The organism is Caulobacter sp. SLTY (genome assembly GCF_009905535.1).
Taxonomy (GTDB): Bacteria; Pseudomonadota; Alphaproteobacteria; order Caulobacterales; family Caulobacteraceae; genus Caulobacter.
The window spans coordinates 29,395-50,293 of the sequence record NZ_JAAALA010000027.1 but is presented as its reverse complement, the minus strand read 5'-3'; the positions used below and the strand labels follow the sequence as shown (position 1 = coordinate 50,293).

Here is a 20,899-nt window from a genome sequence, read left to right as displayed (position 1 = left end):
GCCGGAGCGGAAGTTAACGGATGGGCGGCCCCTGCGGCCATCCGTCCACAGGATATCGCTGGCGACGCAAGATATAGCGTTAACCTCGCGTTTACACACAACGGCTCGCTGGCTAGCGTCCGAGTTCAGAGTGCCGGGAGATCGATTCGAATGACGGCGGGGGCGCCTTGGAGCGTTAAGGGCATCGACCCCAAAGCGCGCGAGATCGCCAAGGATCTCGCGCGTCGCTCCGGCATGACGCTCGGCGAATGGCTCAATCACATGATCGTTGAGGGCGAGCCGCCCGAGGCGGAGTCGTTCACGGAAGACTCCGGCGTCATTACCTACCCGCGCCAGGACGCGCCGCCACGGTACGAGGCCGTCCACCACCCCGCTGACGAGGTCGGCAAGGTGACCGAGGCCATCGAGCGGCTGACCGCCCGCATCGAGGCGGCCGAGCAGCGCTCGACCCTGGCCATCACCGGCATCGACCAGTCGGTGCGCGGGGCGCTGAGCCGGCTGGAGGGCGCCGAGCGTGAGCAGATCTCGGTGGCCGCCCGGTTCGAGGGCGCGGTCGATGAACTGCGCACCGAACAGGCTCGCGCGATCGAACGCCTGCGCCGCATTGAAGCGGAGTCCGCCGGGCCGCGCTCCGCCGAGGCCCTGCGTGCGCTGGAGGGCTCGGTCGGCAAGGTCGCCAATCAGGTCTATGACACCGAGGCCCGCAGCCGCGAGGCCATCGCCGCCCTGGAGGCCAAGGTCGCGGCGCTGGAAGCCGGTGGCGCGGCGCCCGACACCGCCGCCCTGGCCGACGAGGTCGCCGCCCGGGTCCTGGGCCGGCTGGAAGCCGCCGAGGCCCAGACCACCGAGGCCGTCCGCGATCTCGGCTTGAGCTTCGTCAAGCTCGACTCCCGCCTGCGCAAGGTCGAGGGGGCCGACAACACCGCGGCGCTGCAGACCCTGTCCCACAGCCTCAACAGCCGGCTCGAGCGGGTGCGCCAGGAGATGGCCGAGAGCCTGCGTCGCGCCTCGGACGGCGGCTTCGGCCGCGTCGAGCAGAAGCTTTCTGAGATGACCGCTCACGTCCATGCCGCCGAGCAGCGCTCGGCCATGGCGATCGAGCGGATGGGGCGGGAGATGGTCAGCATGGCCGACAATCTCAGTCGCCGGGTGCAGTCGGTAGAGGGGCGGAGTGCTCAGGCCGTCGAGCACGTCGGCAGCGAGGTTTCGCGCATCGCCGGTCTGGTCGAGCAACGGCTGGCCCACAACGACGGCAGCCAGGCTCAGGCGCTGGAACGCCTGGGGACCGAGATCGCCCGCATCACCGAGCGGCTGGCCGAGCGTATCGCCAATTCTGAGCGCCGCAGCGCCCAGGCCATCGACGATGTCGGCGAACAGGTCGCCCGTGTCACCGAGCGGATCAGCCAGCGCCAGGAGCGCGTCTCGACCGATCTCGCCGAGCGGATCCGCCAGAGCGAGGAGCGCACCGCCCGCCTGCTCGACGAGGCGCGCGAGAAGATCGACGCCAGCATGACCACCGCCACCCGGCGGATCGCCGACCAGGTGGCCCAGGCCCCCGCGCCGGCCGCGGCCCGCTGGGCCGAGCCGGCGATGGACCCCTTCGCGCCCGATCCTTTCCCGACCCGCGGCCAGGCCATCCCGGAAGAGACCTTCGAGCCGCGCGCCTTCGGCGCCCGCTTCGCCGGCCCGGCCGAACCGGGCTTCGAGACCCCCAAGTTCGATTCCGGCGACTTCCCGGCCCGGACCGAAAGCCCGGCGGTCTTCTCCGACCGCGACTTCGAGGCGGCCGACGGCTTTGACCCCGTCGACGATTTCCAGGCGAGCGACAACTTCGCGCCTCTGCACGACGAGGACGAGGAGGTCCCGGAGGCCCCCGAGCCGGTGTTCGACGCCGACCTCAACCGGGCGCTCAGCACCCGCGAGGTGATCGAGCAGGCCCGGGCCGCGGCCCGCAGCTCCGGCTCTCCCGAAGCCAAGCCGCCCCGCAAGGGCGGCCTGTTCGGCGGTCGCGCCAAGGCCCCGAAGAAGAAGGCCAGCTCGGCCATGGTCACCACCCTGGGCATCACCGCCCTGCTGGCCTGTGGCAGTCTGGTGGCGGTCGGCATGATCACCGGCGCTCCGGGCGGCGGCGAGATGGCCGAGCGGATCTCTCGCGGTCTGCAGATCCAGCAGGCTGACGAGAAGGAGATCATGACGGCCGAGGCGGACACCACGCCCGGCCTGCCTGCCGAACCTCGCGTGTCGATGGCCGTCGCCCCCGACATGGCCGGCGCGGCGACTGCGCCCGCTGCGACCGCGACGCCGTCGGCCGCGCCCGCCACGGCGGCCGAGCTGTTCAAGGATGCGGTCAAGCGGGTCGAGGCCCGCGATCCTTCGGGCCTGACCGACCTGCGCAAGGCGGCCAACCAGGGCCACGCCCCGGCCCAGTTCTACTTGGCCAAGCTGTACGAGAACGGCGAAGGCGGGGTCGCCAAGGACCTGGCGGCGGCCCGCCAGTGGACGGAGCGCGCGGCCCAGGGTGGCGACCGCCGCGCGATGCACAACCTCGGCCTTTTCTATTTCGAGGGGCAGGGCGGGGCGAAGAACCTGACCACGGCGGCCCAGTGGTTTCGCCGCGCGGCGGACCTGGGCCTGACCGACAGCCAATACAATCTCGGCATGATCTACGAGGAAGGTTTCGGGGTCACCCAGAACAACGCCGAGGCCTACAAGTGGTATCTGATCGCCGGCAAGGGCGGCGACGCCGAGGCCCGCAACAGCGCCGAACGCATCCGCGGCGCCCTGAGCCCCGAAGCCCGCAGTGGCGCCGAGCGGTCGGCCGGCGGTTACAGGGCGGCGGCGCCCAACCCCTCGGCCCAGAGCAAGCTGGCCGGCGGCCCGGCGGTCGGTTCGGCGGCCCAGGCGCAGCGGGCCCTCTCGCGTCTCGGCTATTACCAGGGGCCGCAGGACGGTAAGGCTTCGCCCGCCCTCGACGGCGCCGTGCGCGCCTACCAGCGTGACCAGGGCTTGGCGATCACCGGCCAGATGGACGCCCAGACGACGGCCCGACTGGCCATCTACGCCCAATAGTTCAATCGCCGCCCAGCATCGCCCAACTGAGCGGGTGCGCCCGATCCTTGCCAAGCGCCACGGCCAGGGGCGGGCGGGCAAATAGGCCGGCATAGGCGCGGTCGCGCAGGTTCAGGCCACCTGCATAGGCCCCGAAGGCCGGCAGGATGAGCCGCTCCCCATCGGTGGCGAAACAGCGCCGCCGCACAGCGCGGCCCCGGCCCACCAGGCGGGCGCAGGGGTGCAGGTGGCCGGCGACCTCTCCGGGTTGCTGGCCAGGCTCGGGTTCGTGGCGCAGGATCAGGGTTCCCACGGTCAGTTCGTCGGCCAACTCACCAGGCAGGGCGCGGGGCCCGTCGGCGTCGTGATTGCCGACCGCCCAGATCAGGGTGCGCCCGGTCGCCAGGGCGGCGATGCGATCGGCGTAGGACAGAGACAGGCGATCCTCGGCCTGACCATCGTGGAAACTGTCGCCGAGAAAGACCAAGGTCGCGGGCGAAACGGAGGCGACCTCCGCTTCCAGCCGGGTCAGGGTCTCGCCGGTGTCGTAGGGCGGCAGCAGCTGGCCGCGGGCGGCATAGGCGCTGCCCTTCTCGAAATGGAGGTCGGCCACGACCAGCATTCGCTCAACAGGCAGCCACAGGGCGCCGCTGTGCCGCATCACCACCGGATGGCCGTTGATCGCCATGGCGACCCCGCCGCAGGGGCTGGTGGCGAACAGCCGTTCCTTCAAGGCCTGGGCGTTCACGACAGGGCCTCGGCGATCAATTCGTCGGCGGCCTCGGCCAGGATCATGTCGGCGGCGTCCCCGCCGACCCGCTCCTTGCCGATCTCCAGCATGATGGGCACGGCGAAGGGCGAGACATGGTCGAGGCGCGAATGCAGGATGCTGCCCTTGATCCGCGTCAGCATCTGGCCGACGCGGGCGACGTCGATCATGCCGCTGGCGGCGTCGATCCGCGCGGTGCGCAGCAGCAGATGGTCGGGTTGGTGTCGGCGCAGCACGTCGTAGATCAGGTCAGTCGAAAAGGTCACCTGCCGCCCGGTCTTCTCTCCGCCGGGCATGCGTCGTTCGATGAGGCCGGAGATAAGGGCGCAGCCCTTGAACGACCGCTTCATCATGAAGCTCTCGTCCAGCCAGGCTTCGAGGTCGTCTCCGAGCATGTCCTCATCGAAGAGTGAGTCGAAATCGAGGTCATCCATCGGTTTCAGCGACCAGATCGCCAGGGCGTAGTCGTTGACCACGAACCCCAGCGGTCCGACCCGCATCCGGTCCAAACGCCGGGTCAGCAGCATGGCCAGGGTGGTATGGGCCAGGCGGCCGTCGAAGGGATAGCAGACCAGGAAGTGGCGCTTTCCGCGCGGATAGGTCTCCAACAGCATCTGGTCAGGTGTGGGGATCAGCGACTTGTCCTGCTGCACCGTCAGCCATTCGCAGACATCTGTCGGCAGGCTGGGCCAGGTCTCCGGATCGGACATCATCCGCCGCACCTTGGCGGCCAGGAAGGTGGAGATGGCGAACTTCGATCCGCCCCAGCTGGGAAGCTTGGGGTCCTTGTTTGGGGCGGGCGAAACCAGAGCGTCGGTGGCCGTGACGGCCTGCAGCTTCCACACCCCGCCGGCGAAGATGAAGGTGTCGCCGGGCTCCAGCATCTCCAGATAGCCCTCCTCGACCTCGCCGATCTTGCGGCCGGCCGTCCCGCCGCGTCCGGCCAGGCGGATGGCCAGCACGGCGGGAGAGACGATGGCCCCGACGTTCATCCGATGGCGCTGGGCGGTCTGGGCGTTGCGGACTGTCCAGCGGCCGTCCGCGTTTTTCACGATCCGGCGGAAGCGGTCGTAGGTGCGCAGGGCATAGCCGCCGGTCGAGACGAACTCGACCACCGCCTCGAAATCCTCCCAGGACAGGTCGCGGTAGGGGCCGGCGCTGCGGACCTCGTCATAGAGCTCCAGCATGTCGAACGGCTCGGACACCGCGCAGCCCATGACATGCTGGGCCAGCACATCGAGCGCGCCGATGCGTTGCGGCTCAGGGTCGAAGGCGTTCTCGGCAATGGCCTCGCGGGCCGCCTGGCACTCCAGCACCTCGAAACGGTTGGCCGGCACGAAGATGGCCTTGGAGGGCTCATCCAGCCGGTGGTTGGCCCGTCCGATCCGCTGTACCATCCGCGAGGCGCCCTTGGGCGCGGCCAGCTGGATGACGAGATCGACGTCGCCCCAGTCGATGCCGAGGTCGAGGGTGGAGGTGCACACCACGGCCCGCAGGTCGCCCCGCGCCATGGCCGACTCCACTTTGCGCCGCTGCTCCGCGGCGAGCGAGCCGTGGTGCAGGGCGATGGCCAGGCCGTCGTCGTTGAGCTTCCACAGTTCCTGGAAGGCGAACTCGGCCTGGAAGCGGGTGTTGACGAAGATCAGCGTGGTGTTGTGACGCTTGATGACCTCATAGACCTCGGCCATCGCATGCTGCGCTGTATGGCCCGCCCAGGGGACGCGGTCCTCAGAGATCAGGACTTCGACCTGGGGCAACGGGCCGGGAGGACCGCGTACCAACCGCACGGCCTCCGCGTCGGTCGGCGATAGCCAGCCGCGGATCATGTCCGGATCGTCGACCGTCGCCGACAGCCCGACCCGCCGCATCGCCGGGGCGAACTGCTGTAACCGCGCCAGATCGAGGGCCAGCAGGTCCCCGCGCTTGGACGGCCAGAGGGTGTGGATCTCGTCGAGCACCACGCAGCGCAGATCCTCGAAATACCGCCGCGCCCCTTCCCAGGCGCAGAATAGCGCCAGCTGCTCGGGCGTGGTCAGCAGGACGTCTGGCGGCTTGGCCCGCTGGCGCTGTTTGCGCGCCTCGCCGGTGTCACCGGTGCGGGACTCGGCGGTGATGTTCAGCCCCATCTGGGCGATGGGTGTCATCAGGTTGCGCTCGACATCCACCGCCAGCGCCTTCAGTGGCGAGATGTACAGGGTGTGCACCCCGCGCGGGCTGTTGGCCGGCGGCCGCTCGGTCAGCTCGATCAGGCTGGGCAGAAACCCGGCCAGCGTCTTGCCTCCGCCGGTCGGTGCGATCAGCAGGCTGTGCTGCCCCGCCCGCCCGGCCTCGACCATTTCGAGCTGATGCGCGCGCGGCGCCCAGCCGCGTGAGGCGAACCAGGCTTCAAAACGATCGGGGAGCGCGGTCAGCGCGGCGGCGGCCATCCAGACCCTATAGCATGTTCCCGTTCTGTTTCGAGAGGGCGTGATACTCAGCAGCGCGGGAGGGAATCATGGACAGGTTCGACGAAATTGCGGGCGAGACCGTGCTGTTCGCCGCCGCTGATGGCTCGCCGATCGCAGGCCCGACTGATGTGGCAGACCTTATCGGGGAGGCCTTCTCTCGGGAGGCGCGGACGATCGTGCTTCCAGTCGCGCGGCTTGATCCCCGGTTTCTAGTGCTGTCGAGCCGGATTGCCGGGGAGGTCATTCAGAAGTTCACCAACTATGGCTTTCGAGTGGTGATCCTCGGCGATGTCTCCACCGCGGCCGCCGGGAGCGAGCCGTTGCAGGCCTTCATCCGCGAGTCCAACCGCGGCGAGGGGCTGTGGTTCTTGGATGATGAGGCCGGCCTTCGCGCGAGACTGGAGCGATAGGGACGCGGAACCCTCCGTTCCGCTTTTGTTTACGGCCGAAACCCTCTAGAAAAACGCAGTGAACGCCCACTCCCCAATCCTCGATCTGGCGCCAGCGCTCGTGGTTCTGCCTGGGCCGCGTTGCGCCGTGGCCGATGCCGCCGGCGCGCGGGACCTGCGCGCTCCTGCGGCGCGGAATCTGGCGGAGGCCGGGCCGGTTCTGGTGGTGCACGCCGGGATCACGGCCAAGCGGTTGGGGCTGAACACGCCGCCTCGGGCGCGGGGCGTGTTCGATGCGCTGGAGCTGTTCGCCTTCGTGCGGCCGGCCCGGTTCACGGCGCCCTCGGCGGTGGGGCTGGCGCAGGCGCTGGGCCTGTCGGAGCCGAAGGGGGCGGCCGAGCAGGCGAGCACGCTGCGCGAGGCTTCTTCGATGCTGCTGGCGGAGCTGGGCGAACGGCCCTGGCCGTCGCGGGAGGAGGCGCTGAACCTGGCCGAGACCATGGACCGGGCCGGCTGGCCGAGCTGCTGCGTCAGTCGGGGCTGGACGAGGCGCGGCCGATGCAGGCGGTCTACGCCGCCGAGACCGCCCACGCCTTTGCGCCTCGCGAACATGAGGGCGAGCCGCGCATGGTGCTGGCCGAGGCGGGCACCGGCGTCGGCAAGACCCTGGGCTATCTGGCCCCCGCCTCCCTGTGGGCGCAGGAGAACGGGCCGGCGGTGTGGATCAGCACCTACACCCGCGCCCTGCAGCGGCAGATCGAGCGGGAGAGCGCGGCGGTCTATCCCGACCCGGCGGTGCGGGCCCGCAAGGCCGTGGTCCGCAAGGGTCGGGAGAACTACCTCTGTCTGCTGAATTTCCAGGAGATGGTTCAGACTGCGCAGCTGGGGAACGGCGACCTGATCGGCATGGGCCTAGCCGCCCGTTGGGTGCGGGCGACGCGGGACGGGGACATGACCGGCGGCGACTTTCCCGCCTGGCTGCCCAACCTGTTCGCCATCGCCCCGTCGGCCCAGGCCAGCGCCGCCAACCTGGTCGACCGGCGGGGCGAGTGCGTTCACGCCGCCTGTGGCCACTACCGCGCCTGTTATGTGGAAAAGGCCATCCGGGGGAGCCGCCGGGCCGACCTGGTGATCGCAAACCACGCCCTAGTGCTGACCCAGGCCGCGTTCGACGGGGCGCGGCGGGCGCGGGGCGGCAAGGCGGACGTCGAGACCGCGTCCCTGCGCCGCATCGTCTTCGACGAGGGCCACCACCTGTTCGACGCCGCCGACAGCGCCTTTTCGGCGGCGCTCAGCGGGGCGGAGGCGGCGGAGCTGCGCCGCTGGATCCGCGGGCCGGAGTCGCGTGGGCGGCGGGGCAGGGGGCTTGAGCATCGGCTGATGGACGTGCTCGGCGACCGGGAGGATGCGCGGCGGGCGTTGCAGGATGTGACCCGCGCAGCCGCCGTGCTGCCGGGCGAGGGCTGGTCGGGCCGGATCGCCCCGCCGAACGGGGAGATCAACCCCATCGGCCCGGTCGAGGCCTTCCTGGCGGCGGTGCTGGAGCAGCTGCGGGCCCGCAATAGCGAGCGGGGCGGGGCCGATATCGGCATGGAGTGCCAGGCCCGGCCGGCCATCGACAAGGTGCGCCAGACAGCGTCGGACGCGGCCTCGGCGCTGGCCAGCGTGGAGGCGCCGCTGCTGGCCCTGGCCAGGCACCTGGAGGATGTGCTCGACGCGGACGCCGACGAGCTGGGGACCGGCGAGCGGGCGCGGATCGAGGGGGCCTTGCGGGGGCTGGACCGGCGGGCGCGGATGACCCTTCCGGCCTGGCGCTCGATGCTGAAGGCCATCGAGGAGGACGCCGAGGACGACCCCGATTTCGTCGACTGGTTCGAGGCCACCTTCCTGTACGGCCGGGTCGTCGACGCCTCCAGCCGCCGCCACTGGGTGGACCCGACCGAGCCGCTGACCGCCGCCGTGCTGGCCCCGGCACACGGGGTGCTGGTGACCAGCGCCACCCTCACCGACCCGGCCTCGGACGACCCCTTCGCCCTGGCCGAGATGCGCACCGGCGGCGCCCGCCTGCCCGAACGGCCCAAGACGATCAAGGTCGCCTCGCCCTTCGACTACGCCAGCCAGGCGCGGGCCTTCGTGGTCACCGACGTGGCCAAGGACGACGCCCGCCAGGTGGCCGCCGCCATGCGCGAACTGTTCCTGGCGGCCGGCGGCGGCGGGGTGGGCCTGTTCACCGCCATCCGCCGGCTGCGCGCGGTGCACGACCTGATCGCCGGCCCGCTGGCCGACAAGGGCCTGGCCCTCTACGCCCAACACGTCGATCCCATCGAGGTCGGCGGACTGGTCGACATCTTCCGGGCCGAGCGCGACGCCTGCCTGCTGGGCACCGACGCGGTGCGGGACGGGGTGGACGTGCCCGGCCGCTCGCTGCGGCTGCTGGTCTTTGACCGCGCGCCATGGCCCAGGCCCGACATCCTGCACAAGGTGCGCCGCGCCCGGTTCGGCGGCAAGGGCTACGACGACGCGGTGGCGCGGAACCGCATAGCCCAGGCCTTCGGCCGCCTGATCCGCCGGGCCGACGACAAGGGCGTGTTCGTGATGTTGGATGCGGCTTCGCCGACCCGGCTGTTCGCGGGCTTGCCCGAGGGGGTGGAAATCCAGCGGGTCGGGCTGGTCGAGGCCATCGAAGCGACGACCGAGTTTCTGAAGGAATAGGCAAGCCGCCCCTCTAACTCCTCTCCCGAGAGGGAGAGGAGGGGGCCCGCGCCAAAGGCGTGGGAAGGAGAGGGTTTAGGGACGGTCAGGGATTGGCCACCAGCGTAAACCCTCTCCCTCCCACGCTGCTTCGCAACGCGGGCCCCTCCCTCTCCCTCAGGGAGAGGGACTATGTTGGGCCGACAACAGCTTTTCGGAGAGAGTCGTGACCCAGGACAGCTGGAACGCGGTGGACGCCTATTTCAACGGCGTGCTCGGGGCCGATGATGAGGCGCTGACCCACGCGCTGGAGGCCAGCCGCGCCGCTGGGTTGCCTGCCATCGCGGTGGCCCCCAACCAGGGAAAGTTGCTGATGATCCTGGCGCGCACGATCGGCGCCAAGGCGATCCTCGAGGTGGGAACGCTGGGCGGTTACAGCACCATCTGGCTGGCGCGGGGCCTGGGCAAGGGCGGCAGTGTCGTCAGCCTTGAGATCGATCCGCACCACGCGCAGGTGGCGCGAGACAGTATTACCTTCGCCGGTCTTTCCGAAGTGGTCGAGGTGCGGCAGGGGCCGGCGCTTGAGCTGCTGCCGCTGCTGGAGGCCGAGAGCGGGCCGCCGTTCGACCTGGTGTTCATCGACGCCGACAAGCCGTCCAACCCGGACTATTTCGCCTGGGCCCTGAAGATGACCCGGCCGGGCGGGCTGATCGTCGTGGACAATGTGGTGCGCGGCGGCGCGGTCGTGGACCCGGCCGGTGACGCGTCCGTCCAGGGTGTGCGGCGCCTCGCCGAAGCGGTGGCGGCGGAACCTCGGGTGACCGCCACGGCGCTGCAGACGTTAGGCGACAAGGGCTATGACGGGTTGATGGTCATCCGCGTCGAAACCTGAATGTCAGTGCAAAGACAAAGCGCCAAGTCTTTGACTCAAAACGGTCGTCATCCCGCGACGCTCCGCCGCTAGACCTCTCGCCGGGGCTGGAATCAGGAGAGACGCCATGGGACTGCCGCTGATCCATCCCGATCTGCCGATCGACGCCACGGCCGCGCCCGACGGCGCGCTCTGCGCCCGCGCAATGGTCCAGCGAGTGCGCTGGGGCACCGGCCTGACCCAGGAAGCCTTCGCCCGCACCTTCCGGCTGGACGCAGAGTCTCTGTGCGAGATCGAGGCCGGGCGAGCGCTGCCCGACGCGGCTCTGCTGGCCTATCTCCAGGTCATCGAATGGCGGCCCGAGGCGGTGCTGGACGCGCTGGACCAGGAGAGCCGGCCGACCTGAGCCGACGGTTGACATGCAACCAAATGGTTGCCTATAGTCCGCCTCGATGGAGACGGACGCAGTCTTTCGTGCCTTGGCCGACGCCAGTCGGCGGGCCTTGCTGGACCGGCTGTTTGCCCGCAACGGACAGACGCTGATGGAGCTCTGCGACGGCCTGGCGATGACCCGCCAGGCGGTCAGCAAGCATCTCGGCATCCTTGAGGAGGCCAACCTGGTCACCGCCGTCAAGCGGGGCAGGGAGAAGCTGCACTACCTCAACCCCGTCCCCATCGCGGAGATCGCCGATCGCTGGATCGGCAAGTTCGAGCGCGCCCAGGTCGTCGACCTGGTGGCGTTCAAGACCCAACTCGAGCGCCCGGAAGGGGAGACAGAATGAGCGACCCGGCCTTCGTCTATGTCATCTATATCCGCACCACGCCGCAGAAGCTGTGGGACGCCCTGATGGACCCCGACCTGCGTCCGAAATTCTGGTTCGGCCGGCGCTCGGAGAGCGACTGGAAGACCGGCTCCAAACATGTGCTCTACGCGCCGGACGGCAGTGTCGATTTTCAGGGCGAGGTGCTGGAGAGCGACCCGCCACGCCTGTTGCGCTACACCTTCGAGACGGCCTCGCCGACCACCACGGTGACCTATCTGCTGGAGCCGGTGCAGGACAGCGTGCGTTTGACGGTCACTCACGACGGCTTCCCGGACAACAGCCAGCAGCGCAAGGGCGTCAGCAACGGCTGGCCGTCGATCCTGTCGGCGCTGAAGAGCCTGCTGGAAACCGGCGAGCCGACGCCGCAGATCACTGGCTAGAGGAGGACGAGATGGTCGAGGTAAAGGCGCAGACGATGATCCGGGCTCCGGCCGATAAGGTTTTCGAGGCCTTCGTCGATCCCGAAGTCACCACCAGGTTCTGGTTCAGCAAGGCCAGCGGCCGGCTGGAGTCCGGCGCCGTGGTGCGGTGGGAATGGGAGATGTACGGCGCGGCGGACGACATCCACGTGCGGTCGCTTGAGCCCGGCAAGTCGCTGGTCTTCGACTGGGGCGGCGAGGATGGGCTGACCCGCGTCGAATGCACCCTCACCGAACTGGGCGATGGCCAGACCTTCGTCGAGGTGACCAACATCGGCTTCAAAGGCGACGCCGACTCCGTGATCGCCCAGGCGCTGGACAGCAACGGCGGCTTCACCACCGTGCTGTGCGCCGCCAAGGTTTGGCTGGAACACGGCATCAACGCCCGCCTGATCGAGGACAAGTATCCTCAGGCGTTGAGCGCCGATTGGAAAGGGCGGTAGGGGACAGGTTGCGCGCGAGCGCGCTACCTGTCCCCGGTTTGCGGAGGGTGTTGAAACATCCGCGCTCCAGCCGCCTGGAACGCTGGTGCTTCCGCCGGCGGCGCTGACCGGGGACAGGTAGCCCGTGCCGGGCAACCTGTCCCCCGCTTCACCCCTTCACACACACCACCTGCCGAAGCGTGTGGACGATTTCCACCAGGTCCGACTGCGCGGCCATGACGGCGTCGATGTCCTTGTAGGCCATCGGCGTCTCATCGATCACGCCTTCGTCCTTGCGGCACTCGACCCCGGCGGTCGCCTGGATGTGGTCGTCCAGGGTGAACCGCCGCTTGGCCTCGGCCCGGCTCATGGTCCGGCCCGCGCCGTGCGAGCAGCTGCAGAAGCTGTCCGGGTTACCCTTCCCCCGCACGATGAAGGATTTCGCCCCCATCGAACCGGGAATGATCCCCAGGTCGCCCTCCCGCGCCCGCACGGCGCCCTTGCGGGTCAGCCAGACGGTGTCGCCGAAGTGAGTCTCCTGTTCCACGTAGTTGTGGTGGCAGTTGACCGCGAGCTTCCCAAGCTGGAAGGCCGGCAGCTGTTCGCGCAAGGCGATCAGCACCCGGTCCATCATCAGCTGCCGGTTGGCCCGGGCGTAGTCCTGGGCCCACAGCACCGCCTCGACATAGTCGTCGAACAGGGGCTCGCCCTCCATGAAGAAGGCCAGGTCCTTGTCCGGCACCGCGTAGCCCAGTTCCCGCCGGGCGAGCTCCTCGCGGGCCCGCTCGATGAAGTACTGGCCAATGATGTTGCCGGTCCCCCGCGAGCCGGAGTGCAGCATCACCCAGACGGTGTCAGCCTCGTCGAGGCAGAGCTCGATGAAGTGGTTCCCGCCCCCCAGGGTCCCGAGCTGCCGCAGCAGCTTGTCGCCCCGGATCTTCGGGTGCTTGGCCAGGATGCGCTCCAGCCGCTCGGCCAAGCCCGAGGTGCGCAGCGCGGTCGAGGCGCTGGTCGGGCTGTCCTTGAAGTCCCCGCCCGGACCGTTGCCGACCGGCACCCGCCGCTCGATCTCCCGCCGCACAACGGCCAGGCTGTCGGGCAGCTGGTGGGCTTTCAGGCTGGTCTGCACCGCCATCATCCCGCAGCCGATATCGACCCCCACGGCCGCCGGGATGATCGCCCCCTTGGTGGGGATGACCGAACCCACGGTCGCGCCCCGACCGAAGTGGACGTCGGGCATGACGGCGATGTGGCTGTGGATGAACGGCAGGCTGGCGACATTGCGCAGCTGGTTGGCCGCGGCATGCTCCAGCGGCACCCCCGAGATCCAGGCCTTGATGGGCGAAGCCGCCCCTTCGATGTGTTCGAACCCGCTCATGGGGTTCTCCTCTTCTCGTTACGCTCCCTCCCGGCAGCGGCGCGAAGCGGTCTCCGGATACGAAGAACCCCTCCAGGCCGCGCCGGGAGGGGTTCTTTCGGACAATCCCAAGGATCGAAAATCCCTAGACCGAAGCATCCTCCCACGCGCGCGCGTCCTCGCGACCGGGCTGATAACCCAGGCTGCGATTGGCGGTCATGACGGTTGGGGCTTTGCGGGCCACGGTCTTTCTCCTTGAGGGCGCGGCGGATAGCAGCGTTCATCTTCGGGGCCAAACCGAATTTTCGCCAATCGCCGATCAGGACTGTCCTTTGTGGCGGATTTCCCACATCGTCAGGCGAGCATGGGAGCCACGGATGTCGCGTAAGCTGTTGGTCGGGTTGTTGGCCGTGTGTCTGGCGGTGGCCGGCGGAACGGCGGGCGCAAAACCGCTGCCGGCCGAGTCGCAGACGGTGCTCAAAGCCGGCAAGGCCTGGGTGAGGGTAGACCAGGTCGGCGAAGCGGTCGCGGTGTTCGCCGCCATCGATATCGCGGCAGCGCCGCAGAAGATCTGGCCGCTGCTGACCGATTGCGGCAGGGCAAAGAAGGAGAACCCCAACCTGACAGTCTGCCGGGTCGTGGAGAAGGGGCCGGGTTTTGAGGTCTGGGAGCATGTGACAAAGGCCTCCATGGGGGTCCCCGGCATCCGCAGTGTCTTCCGCACCGACTACACGCCCCATAGCCGGATCGTGTTCCGCAAGGCGGGCGGGGACCTGAAGGTGTTGCAGGGCGAATGGCGGCTGGAGCCGCTGTCCGACGGCAAGACCCGCCTGATCTACGAGTCCCGGTTCGCGATCGACCACGACTTCCCGCCAGCCCTGGTCCGGGCGGGGATCAAGTCTGGAACGGAGAAGTCGTTCCTCAAGCTGCGCAAGGAAGTCAGCGGGAAGTAGTCCAAACCCGGCGCAGGAAATCGCCCGGCGCCGCATCCGATCCGTCCGTGGGCTCGTATCTGCACAGGCGAGTCGGGGACGGAGACCACGCGATGCGACATGCACACCTGGCCACAGCACTGGCCCTGACCCTTGGCCTGACCAGCGTCGCGGCCGCTGCGCCGGTCCCCGCCTCCGCTGAAAAGACCCTGGCGGCAGGCAAGGCCTGGGTTACGGTCGCCCCAGCCGGCGAGGGCGCGTTCATTCACGGCGCCATCGATATCGCCGCGCCGCCGGCCAAGGTCTGGGCCGTTCTGACCGATTGCGCCCAGGCCAAGCGGATCATCGCCAACCTGACGGTCTGTCGGGTGGTCGAGAAGGGGCCGGGCTGGGACGTGCGCGAGCAGGTCAGCCAGGGCAACATGTTCGTGCCGACCATCCGCAATGTGGTGCGAGCCGACTACACGCCCCACAGCCGCATCGTCTTCCGCAAGACGGGCGGCGATCTGAAGGCCATGCAGGGCGAGTGGCGGCTTGAGCCGCGCGGCAAGGGCACGAGGGTGATTTACGTGAACCGGGTGGCGGCGGACATCAAGCTGCCGGCCGAGGTGGTGCGGCAGGGGATGAAGGCCGACTGCGGCAAGGTGCTGGTGAACCTGCGGCGCGCGGTGACGGGCAAATAGTCAGTGCTTGCCGCGATCCCGGCCGAAGTTGGGTTCGGGGCTTTCCTGGCCCAGCGCGATGACACCGCGGCGGATTTCGCGGGTCCGCGTGAACAGCTCATGCAGCTTCTCGGCTTCGCCCCAGCGGATGGCGCGACTGAGCGCCTGCAGGTCCTCGGTGAAGCGGCCGAGAATCTCCAGCACCGCCTCGCGGTTGGCCACGAAGATGTCGCGCCACATGGTCGGGTCGGAGGCGGCGATGCGGGTGAAATCGCGGAAGCCGCCGGCCGAATACTTCATCACCTCGGCCTGTGTGACCTCCTCCAGATCGGCGGCGGTGCCGACGATATTGTAGGCGATCAGGTGGGGCAGGTGGCTGGTCACGGCCAGGACCAGGTCGTGGTGCCGCTCGTCCATCTGTTCGACCTGGGCGCCCAGCGCCCGCCAGAAGCTGGCCAGCCGGGCGACGGCCAGGGCGTAAGCGTCGTCGTGGCGGGCGGCGATGGGGGTGAGGATGGTCCAGCGGTCCTGGAACAGCTCGGCGAAGCCGGCGTCTGGGCCCGACTGCTCGGTGCCGGCGATCGGGTGGCCGGGGATGATGTGAACGCCGGCGGGTGCGGTGGCCTGCATGGCCTCCGATACGCTGCCCTTGACCGAACCGACGTCGGAGATGGTGGCGCCGGCCTTCAGCGAAGGGGCGACGGCCGCCATGACATCGGCGATGGCCAGGACCGGGGTGGCGAAGATGACCAGGTCGGCGCCCTCGACCGCCTTGCCGAGGTCCGCTTCTACAGCGTCGGCGATTCCCAGCTCGGCGACGCGATCCAAGACCGTCCGGCGGGCGTCAGCCACGGTGATGTGGGCGGCGGCCTTGCTCTGGCGGGCGGCCCGGACCAGCGAAGAGCCGATCAGGCCACAGCCGATGACCGTCAGCCGATCGTAGATGGGCATCTGGGTCATTTGCCCATGAACTCCGCCAGGCCCTCGACCACGGCGCGGTTGTGCTCTTCCAGGCCGATGGTAATGCGCAGGTGGTCCGGCAGGCCGTAGTTGCCGACACCGCGGGTCAGCAGGCCCTTGGAGGCGAGAAAGGCCTCGGCCTCGACGGCGGTCTTGCCGGGCGTGGCCGGGAAGCCGACCAGCACGAAGTTGGCCGCGCTGGGCACGACGTCCAGGCCAAGTCCACTGATCTGCTGGGTCAGCCAGGGCCGCCATTGCTCGACCAGGGCCAGCGACCGCGCGGCGAACTCTTCGTCCGCCAGGGAGGCGACGGCGGCCAGCTGCGCGGGGATGTTGACGTTGAAGGGCAGGCGGATTCGATCGACCGCCTCGGCCATCTCGGCCGGCATATAGGCCCAGCCGACCCTCAGGGCGCCGAGCCCATGGATCTTGGAGAAGGTGCGGGTGACCACGATGTTGTGGGCGTTGCGGGCCATGCCCAGGCCGTCCTCGAAGCGCGGATCGGTGTTGAACTCGGCATAGGCGCCATCAAGCACCAGCACGACCGACGGGGGTAGGCCCTCGTGCAGGCGGCGGACTTCGTCGGCGCTGATCCAGGTGCCGGTCGGGTTGGCCGGATTGGCGAGGAAGATCAGGCGGGTGCGTTCGTCGACGGCCTCCAGCAGCGCGTCCACGTCGATGGTGAAGTTCTTCTCCGGCACATACTTCACCTCGCCCTGGCAGGCGCGGGTTCCGATGGCGTAGGCAGCGAAGCCGTGCGCGCCCTGGATCATATTGTCGCCGGGTTCGAGGAAGGTCTGGTTGAGCAGCTGGAAAATCTCGTCCGAGCCGCAGCCGAACAGCAGACGCTCAGGCTCCAGGCCAAACTTTTCCGAGACGGCGGCGCGCAGGATGTCGGCGCGGCCGGCAGGGTAGAGGTGCAGCTTCATGGCCGCTTCGGCATAGGCCTCCCGGGCCTTGGGCGAGCTGCCCAGGATGTTCTCGTTGGCCGACAGCTTGACCGGATCGACCACGCCCTCAGCGGCGGCCTTGCCGGGCTTGTAGGGGGCGATGTCCAGGATGCCGGGCTTGGGAACGGGACGGGGCGCGGCGAAACGGTCGGTCATGACGGGTCCTTGCAAGAGGCCCGCGTCTTACACGTCGAACGGCTCGGGTGCAGCCCCGATGACGCCGGAAAGCTTACCGGGCGCGCGGGCCAGGCGCTCGTCCTCGCGCTGGTAGAAGCCGGCCAGGCTGAACAGCTTCAGGCCGCCGGCCTGGGTGATCGGGGCGGCGGCGACGCCGTCACGGCTGAGCGCCTCGACGATAGCCGCGGCCGATTGTGGAGCGTCGGTGACCCAAAGGGTCTGGTCGGCGCCGGTGGGCTCGACCGGCACGTCGCCCACGGCGACGGCGGCCAGGGGGCCCCACTGGGTAAGGCAGGGCAGGGTGGCGAACACCCGCAGGTTCGGCTCAGCCAGCAGCCGGCCCCACCAGGCGGAGTCCGTGCTCAGGGCCAGGACCGCGACGCCGCCCAGGACCTTGGCCCCGGCCAGGGCCTCTTCCGGCTTGGCGACCAGGGTCATCGGCGGGGCGACCCCGAACCGCTGGCGGGCCACCTCGACCACCCGCGCCTCGGTCTTGCCGCCCCAGACGGTCAGCGAGAAGGGGCCCTGCCGGGCCAGGCTATCGGCGATCAGCTCGCGCCAGACGCGGACCACCAGGGCCGGGGTAGCCACGGCGCCCTCGCGGTGGATCTTCTTGCGGATGACCTGAGCTTCGCGGCCGGGACGCAGGCCGAACTTGCCGCCATCGCCCGCCGCGCGCTTGGCTTCGGCCACGGCGGCGGCCAGGGAGGCGCGCTCGTCGATCAGCTTCAACAGCTCGGCGTCGACCTGGTCGATGCGGGCCCGGACAGCCTCGAGGCTCGGCGGCGCTGGTGGTGTATCCCGACCCATTTGTTCCTCAAACTCGTGGTTCGGGCCTAAGGCCTTGCGGCCGGGGACGCAATAGGCGGCAAGCGGCGCAAGAATCTTGCGTCACTCGGTCGCTCACCATACGCGCGGCGACGGGCCGATTTCGAGCGGACCGATGAAAGCCTTGCCGTCGCGCAGTTGGACTTGCCCCTGCAGCGACTGGCCCGAACCGGTGAGGTCGCCGAGCGAGGCGTCGAGGCGGCCTTCCAGCCGGCCGTCTGGGCCGGGACGCAGGGTCCCGGTCCTGGCCGACAGGCGGGCGGCGCCGCCGCTGACCGAGGCGCGATCGACCTCGATCACCCCGCCGGCGCCGGCCCAGGCGCGGGCGGCGTTCTCCCAGCTCTGGCCATCGAAGGCGGAGATGCGGGTCAGGGTGAGGCCCAGGTCCATATCCACCAGCCCGTCCTCGGTGGCGCGGGCGGCCAGGCCCTGCAGCGCCATTTTCGCTCCGCCGACCCGCATCAGAAAGGCGCCCTGGTCGTTGGGGCCGGCGAGGACACGGACGTTCAGCTGTTTGGCAGAGGACAGGAAATAGGGACTGGCGCCGGCCTCGGGCGAGAAGGTCAGGTTGACGCCCTCGATGTCGATGCGGGGTGGGCGCTTGTCGAAGTCGGTGAGCGAGGCGCGCAGGGCCTGACCCTGGACGATCACCGCCCCGCCGTCAGGACGGGTGAAGGTGACCCCCTGGGGCGCGACCAGCACCCAGTTTCCGAGGGCGTAGATGAAGGCTTCGCCCTTGACCAGCGGGGCTGTCAGGGCCCAGCCGGAGGGTTCCGAGACCCGCAGGTTGGAGAGGTTGATGTTCAGGCGGAAGGGAAAGCCGCTGACGTCCCGTTTGCTCCACTCGAGGCGGTAGCCGTTATCGGCGAGCGTCTTGGCCGTCTGGTCCATTCGGCTGATCGCCTGATCCTTCAGCCAGAACCAGCCGGCGCACCAGCCCACCGCCAGGATCAGCACCAGGATGAACATTGGCCCGAATGGACCGCGGCGTTTGCGGGGCGGAGCGGGATCGGGCAGGGTCATTGGATAAGGGCGTTCTCTGCGGCGGCGTGGATTTGATGGATCAGGGTAGCGGCGGAGACCGCTGGGTCTTCGGATACGGATCGCTGATGTGGCGGCCGGGGTTCCCGTTTGTAGACCGAAAAGGCGCCGTTCTCCACGGGCGGAGAAGGGCGTTCTGCATCTATTCGGTGCACCATCGGGGGACGTATGAGCGGCCCGGACTGGTGTTGGGGCTTGCTCCCGGCGGAGCGGTGCGCGGCGCCGCCTATCGGGTGGCGGAGGCCGACTGGCCGGAGGTCTACGCCTATCTCCGCGAACGGGAGCAGCCGACGGAGACCTATGTCGAGGCCTGGCGCGAGGTGGCGCTGGATGGGGGCGGGCGGGAGCCGGCGTTGGTGTTCCTGTCGGACAAGGGCCATCCGCAGTGGGCAGGTGCGCTGAGCCTGGAACGGCAGGCGGAACTGATCAGCGGTGCGGTGGGGCTTTCCGGGCGGAACGAGGACTATCTCTCCGATCTTGTGGTGCATCTCCGGGCGGAAGGCATACGGGACGAGGGGATGGAGCGGCTGTTGACGTTGGTCGAGGGCGAGGGCCGCTAGAGCCCCTCGTCGAGCAGCCGCTGGCAGGCCGGTTCGATGGCGCCTTCGAGCTGGCGCATGAACTCGCCGCGCTTCAGGCCCGGCGGGATCGGCGGCAGGAATTCGAAGACGATGGTGCCCGGCTGCATGGTGATGCCGCGGGGAGCCCAGTGGACGCCGGTGTTGAGGGCCAGGGGGGTGACTGGCATCTCCAGCTCGCGATAAAGGGCGGCGATGCCGGGCTTGTAGTCGCCGACCTCACCGGGGTGGCGGCGGGTGCCTTCGGGGAAGATGACCAGCTGGCGCTGGTCGGTCATCCGGTCCTTGGAGTCTTTGACCAGCTTCTTCAGGGCCGCCGAATGGCCTTCGCGGTCGACAACGATCATCCGCGAGCGCAGGGCCCACCAGCCGAAGAACGGGATCCGCAGCAGCTCCTTCTTCAGCACGAAACAGCCGTCCGGCAGGATGCCGAGGGTGCCGAAGATGTCGAACATGCACTGGTGCTTGGCGGCGATCAGGGCGCCGCCCTTGGGCAGGTTTTCCCAGCCGCGCACCTCGACCTTCACATCGCAGATCACCCGCAACAGCCAGGTAACCACCCGGCTCCACACGGCCATGACCCCCATCGACCAGCTGCGGGGACCGAGCATCAGCGGCGACAGGCCGATCGCCGCGATGGCTGAGACCGAATAGAAGGCGGCCGTAAAGATTAGGGAGCGGAGGAGGTTCACTTCGCAATCTCTTTGCCGGCGGTCTTTTCGATCGGGGCGTCGGGCTTCTCGCGGAAGAGGCTCATCACCGACTCCTGGACCAGCACCGCCAGGTACTTGCAGTATTCGATGGTCATCCGCTGGATCTGGATCTTATCCCGCCACCAATGGGAGGCCTCGACCGCCTCGGACTTGATCGGATAGGCGATCAGCCGCAGGCCCGGCGTCTGGCCCTTAAGCTCAAGCATCGAGCGGGGCATATGGTAGTCGGCAGTGACCACGATGATCTGGGTGTAGCCATGCTTTCGGGCCCAGGCGGCGATCTCCTGAGCATTGCCCTTGGTGTCGTAGGCCTCGAAGCCGAGGTCGACGCAGCATTGGTAGATCGGCTTCCAGACGCCGATCCGCTCCATCAGCTCCTGGCGGGTCACCTCGCGGTTGACGCCGGAGACCAGCAGGCGCTTGCCCTTGCCCTCTTCCAGCAGGCGAACGGCGGCCTTGATCCGGTCGTTGGTGCCGGTCAACACCGCGACGGCGTCGGACACCGGCGGCTCTGCGGCCGGCGTGATGGTGTCGACCCGCCGCGCGAAGGCCAGCAGGCCGACGAACCAGACCAGAATCACAATCAGCAGCAGGGCGAGGCGGCGCATGGTGAATGTTCTAATGGGTTCCCGCGCCCGGAGGAAATGGGGGCCGTGCGGCCCGTGGGCCGAAGCGTTGCGAGTCTAGCAGGTCGAGGCGCCGGGAGCGATTAGAGTTCGTTCCTAACTAACGGAAAGACGGCCATTATCGGTGGGTGGCGGCGTAGTTCGAAGTAGGTCGGATGTGGACTGTGGCGTAGCCCAGTCCGTAGGGGCTTAGCC

19 protein-coding genes and 1 pseudogene are annotated in these 20,899 nt (G+C 69.0%); 11 read left to right on the top strand and 9 right to left on the bottom strand.

Features of this window, described 5'->3' with window-relative positions; genetic code table 11:
- Positions 1 to 150 precede the first annotated feature (150 nt).
- Entirely contained in the window at positions 151 to 3,069 is a 2,919-nt protein-coding gene (locus tag GVN21_RS15235; protein WP_166575609.1) for a peptidoglycan-binding protein, read from the top strand.
- Between the two features lies 1 nt (position 3,070).
- Here the strand turns inward: GVN21_RS15235 and pdeM are convergent, their stop codons facing one another.
- Entirely contained in the window at positions 3,071 to 3,736 is a 666-nt protein-coding gene (pdeM, locus tag GVN21_RS15230; RefSeq protein ID WP_166575623.1) for a ligase-associated DNA damage response endonuclease PdeM, read from the bottom strand.
- A gap of 56 nt (positions 3,737 to 3,792) precedes the next feature.
- On the bottom strand, positions 3,793 to 6,243 hold the full coding sequence (locus tag GVN21_RS15225) for a ligase-associated DNA damage response DEXH box helicase (protein WP_166575608.1): 2,451 nt from the start codon (positions 6,241 to 6,243) through the stop codon (positions 3,793 to 3,795).
- A 68-nt stretch (positions 6,244 to 6,311) separates the two neighbouring features.
- Between GVN21_RS15225 and GVN21_RS15220 the strand changes: the two genes are divergently transcribed.
- The 7 genes and pseudogenes from GVN21_RS15220 to GVN21_RS15190 all read left to right on the top strand — a co-directional run bounded on the left by GVN21_RS15220 (position 6,312) and on the right by GVN21_RS15190 (position 11,901).
- Positions 6,312 to 6,674, top strand: a complete 363-nt coding sequence (locus GVN21_RS15220; protein ID WP_166575607.1) for a DUF4180 domain-containing protein — start codon at positions 6,312 to 6,314, stop codon at positions 6,672 to 6,674.
- A 58-nt stretch (positions 6,675 to 6,732) separates the two neighbouring features.
- A pseudogene (locus tag GVN21_RS15215) lies at positions 6,733 to 9,365 on the top strand (ATP-dependent DNA helicase).
- Positions 9,366 to 9,570: 205 nt separating this feature from the next.
- A complete protein-coding gene (locus GVN21_RS15210) occupies positions 9,571 to 10,236 on the top strand; it encodes an O-methyltransferase (RefSeq protein ID WP_166575606.1) in 666 nt (221 codons plus the stop codon).
- Between the two features lie 106 nt (positions 10,237 to 10,342).
- Positions 10,343 to 10,621: a hypothetical protein gene (locus GVN21_RS15205; protein WP_240902961.1), complete on the top strand. Its 279-nt coding sequence runs from the start codon at positions 10,343 to 10,345 to the stop codon at positions 10,619 to 10,621.
- Between the two features lie 46 nt (positions 10,622 to 10,667).
- Positions 10,668 to 10,997, top strand: a complete 330-nt coding sequence (locus GVN21_RS15200) for a metalloregulator ArsR/SmtB family transcription factor (RefSeq protein ID WP_166575605.1) — start codon at positions 10,668 to 10,670, stop codon at positions 10,995 to 10,997.
- Positions 10,994 to 11,419 carry an SRPBCC family protein gene (locus GVN21_RS15195; RefSeq protein WP_166575604.1) on the top strand — a complete coding sequence of 142 codons (426 nt, stop codon included), beginning with the start codon at positions 10,994 to 10,996 and terminating at the stop codon, positions 11,417 to 11,419. Before GVN21_RS15200 ends, GVN21_RS15195 begins: the two co-directional genes overlap by 4 nt.
- Before the next feature lie 11 nt (positions 11,420 to 11,430).
- The gene (locus tag GVN21_RS15190) at positions 11,431 to 11,901 is read left to right on the top strand and encodes an SRPBCC family protein (protein ID WP_166575603.1); all 471 of its coding nucleotides are present in this window, start codon (positions 11,431 to 11,433) and stop codon (positions 11,899 to 11,901) included.
- Between the two features lie 148 nt (positions 11,902 to 12,049).
- On the opposite strand, the gene GVN21_RS15185 is transcribed toward GVN21_RS15190, so the two are convergent.
- Complete coding sequence (locus tag GVN21_RS15185; RefSeq protein WP_166575602.1) at positions 12,050 to 13,258, bottom strand: RtcB family protein; 1,209 nt, start codon at positions 13,256 to 13,258, stop codon at positions 12,050 to 12,052.
- Positions 13,259 to 13,614: 356 nt separating this feature from the next.
- On the opposite strand from GVN21_RS15185, the gene GVN21_RS15180 reads away from it, so the two are divergent.
- Positions 13,615 to 14,190 carry an SRPBCC family protein gene (locus GVN21_RS15180; protein ID WP_166575601.1) on the top strand — a complete coding sequence of 192 codons (576 nt, stop codon included), beginning with the start codon at positions 13,615 to 13,617 and terminating at the stop codon, positions 14,188 to 14,190.
- 92 nt (positions 14,191 to 14,282) lie between these two features.
- Positions 14,283 to 14,852, top strand: a complete 570-nt coding sequence (locus GVN21_RS15175) for an SRPBCC family protein (RefSeq protein WP_166575600.1) — start codon at positions 14,283 to 14,285, stop codon at positions 14,850 to 14,852.
- Here GVN21_RS15175 and GVN21_RS15170 read toward each other — a convergent pair whose 3' ends face one another.
- The 4 genes from GVN21_RS15170 to GVN21_RS15155 all read right to left on the bottom strand — a co-directional run bounded on the left by GVN21_RS15170 (position 14,853) and on the right by GVN21_RS15155 (position 18,769).
- On the bottom strand, positions 14,853 to 15,791 hold the full coding sequence (locus GVN21_RS15170; protein WP_346764274.1) for a prephenate/arogenate dehydrogenase family protein: 939 nt from the start codon (positions 15,789 to 15,791) through the stop codon (positions 14,853 to 14,855). It abuts the gene before it with no gap.
- Positions 15,788 to 16,897: a histidinol-phosphate transaminase gene (gene hisC / locus GVN21_RS15165; RefSeq protein ID WP_166575599.1), complete on the bottom strand. Its 1,110-nt coding sequence runs from the start codon at positions 16,895 to 16,897 to the stop codon at positions 15,788 to 15,790. The genes GVN21_RS15170 and hisC overlap by 4 nt, the downstream gene beginning before the upstream one ends.
- 27 nt (positions 16,898 to 16,924) lie before the next feature.
- A complete protein-coding gene (locus GVN21_RS15160; protein WP_166575598.1) occupies positions 16,925 to 17,728 on the bottom strand; it encodes a chorismate mutase in 804 nt (267 codons plus the stop codon).
- Positions 17,729 to 17,821: 93 nt separating this feature from the next.
- Entirely contained in the window at positions 17,822 to 18,769 is a 948-nt protein-coding gene (locus GVN21_RS15155) for a DUF2125 domain-containing protein (protein WP_166575597.1), read from the bottom strand.
- 35 nt (positions 18,770 to 18,804) lie between these two features.
- On the opposite strand from GVN21_RS15155, the gene GVN21_RS15150 reads away from it, so the two are divergent.
- On the top strand, positions 18,805 to 19,347 hold the full coding sequence (locus GVN21_RS15150) for a gamma-glutamylcyclotransferase (RefSeq protein WP_166575596.1): 543 nt from the start codon (positions 18,805 to 18,807) through the stop codon (positions 19,345 to 19,347).
- On the opposite strand, the gene GVN21_RS15145 is transcribed toward GVN21_RS15150, so the two are convergent.
- Together GVN21_RS15145 and GVN21_RS15140 are read right to left on the bottom strand one after the other, a co-directional pair.
- Entirely contained in the window at positions 19,344 to 20,057 is a 714-nt protein-coding gene (locus tag GVN21_RS15145; protein ID WP_346764273.1) for a lysophospholipid acyltransferase family protein, read from the bottom strand. The genes GVN21_RS15150 and GVN21_RS15145 overlap by 4 nt on opposite strands.
- Positions 20,054 to 20,686, bottom strand: a complete 633-nt coding sequence (locus GVN21_RS15140) for a YdcF family protein (protein WP_166575595.1) — start codon at positions 20,684 to 20,686, stop codon at positions 20,054 to 20,056. Before GVN21_RS15140 ends, GVN21_RS15145 begins: the two co-directional genes overlap by 4 nt.
- Positions 20,687 to 20,899 lie beyond the last annotated feature (213 nt).

Bases quoted from the DNA above. Each gene is read 5' to 3' on its own strand.
- pdeM (WP_166575623.1), bottom strand. From the start codon at position 3,736: ATGGCGATCAACGGCCATCCGGTGGTGATGCGGCACAGCGGCGCCCTG.
- GVN21_RS15180 (WP_166575601.1), top strand. From the start codon at position 13,615: ATGTCGCGTAAGCTGTTGGTCGGGTTGTTGGCCGTGTGTCTGGCGGTG.
- GVN21_RS15235 (WP_166575609.1), top strand. From the start codon at position 151: ATGACGGCGGGGGCGCCTTGGAGCGTTAAGGGCATCGACCCCAAAGCG.
- GVN21_RS15185 (WP_166575602.1), bottom strand. From the start codon at position 13,258: ATGAGCGGGTTCGAACACATCGAAGGGGCGGCTTCGCCCATCAAGGCC.
- GVN21_RS15205 (WP_240902961.1), top strand. From the start codon at position 10,343: ATGGGACTGCCGCTGATCCATCCCGATCTGCCGATCGACGCCACGGCC.
- hisC (WP_166575599.1), bottom strand. From the start codon at position 16,897: ATGACCGACCGTTTCGCCGCGCCCCGTCCCGTTCCCAAGCCCGGCATC.
- GVN21_RS15155 (WP_166575597.1), bottom strand. From the start codon at position 18,769: ATGACCCTGCCCGATCCCGCTCCGCCCCGCAAACGCCGCGGTCCATTC.
- GVN21_RS15225 (WP_166575608.1), bottom strand. From the start codon at position 6,243: ATGGCCGCCGCCGCGCTGACCGCGCTCCCCGATCGTTTTGAAGCCTGG.
- GVN21_RS15200 (WP_166575605.1), top strand. From the start codon at position 10,668: ATGGAGACGGACGCAGTCTTTCGTGCCTTGGCCGACGCCAGTCGGCGG.
- GVN21_RS15170 (WP_346764274.1), bottom strand. From the start codon at position 15,791: ATGACCCAGATGCCCATCTACGATCGGCTGACGGTCATCGGCTGTGGC.
- GVN21_RS15195 (WP_166575604.1), top strand. From the start codon at position 10,994: ATGAGCGACCCGGCCTTCGTCTATGTCATCTATATCCGCACCACGCCG.
- GVN21_RS15190 (WP_166575603.1), top strand. From the start codon at position 11,431: ATGGTCGAGGTAAAGGCGCAGACGATGATCCGGGCTCCGGCCGATAAG.
- GVN21_RS15140 (WP_166575595.1), bottom strand. From the start codon at position 20,686: ATGCGCCGCCTCGCCCTGCTGCTGATTGTGATTCTGGTCTGGTTCGTC.
- GVN21_RS15160 (WP_166575598.1), bottom strand. From the start codon at position 17,728: ATGGGTCGGGATACACCACCAGCGCCGCCGAGCCTCGAGGCTGTCCGG.
- GVN21_RS15220 (WP_166575607.1), top strand. From the start codon at position 6,312: ATGGACAGGTTCGACGAAATTGCGGGCGAGACCGTGCTGTTCGCCGCC.
- GVN21_RS15175 (WP_166575600.1), top strand. From the start codon at position 14,283: ATGCGACATGCACACCTGGCCACAGCACTGGCCCTGACCCTTGGCCTG.
- GVN21_RS15150 (WP_166575596.1), top strand. From the start codon at position 18,805: ATGGATCAGGGTAGCGGCGGAGACCGCTGGGTCTTCGGATACGGATCG.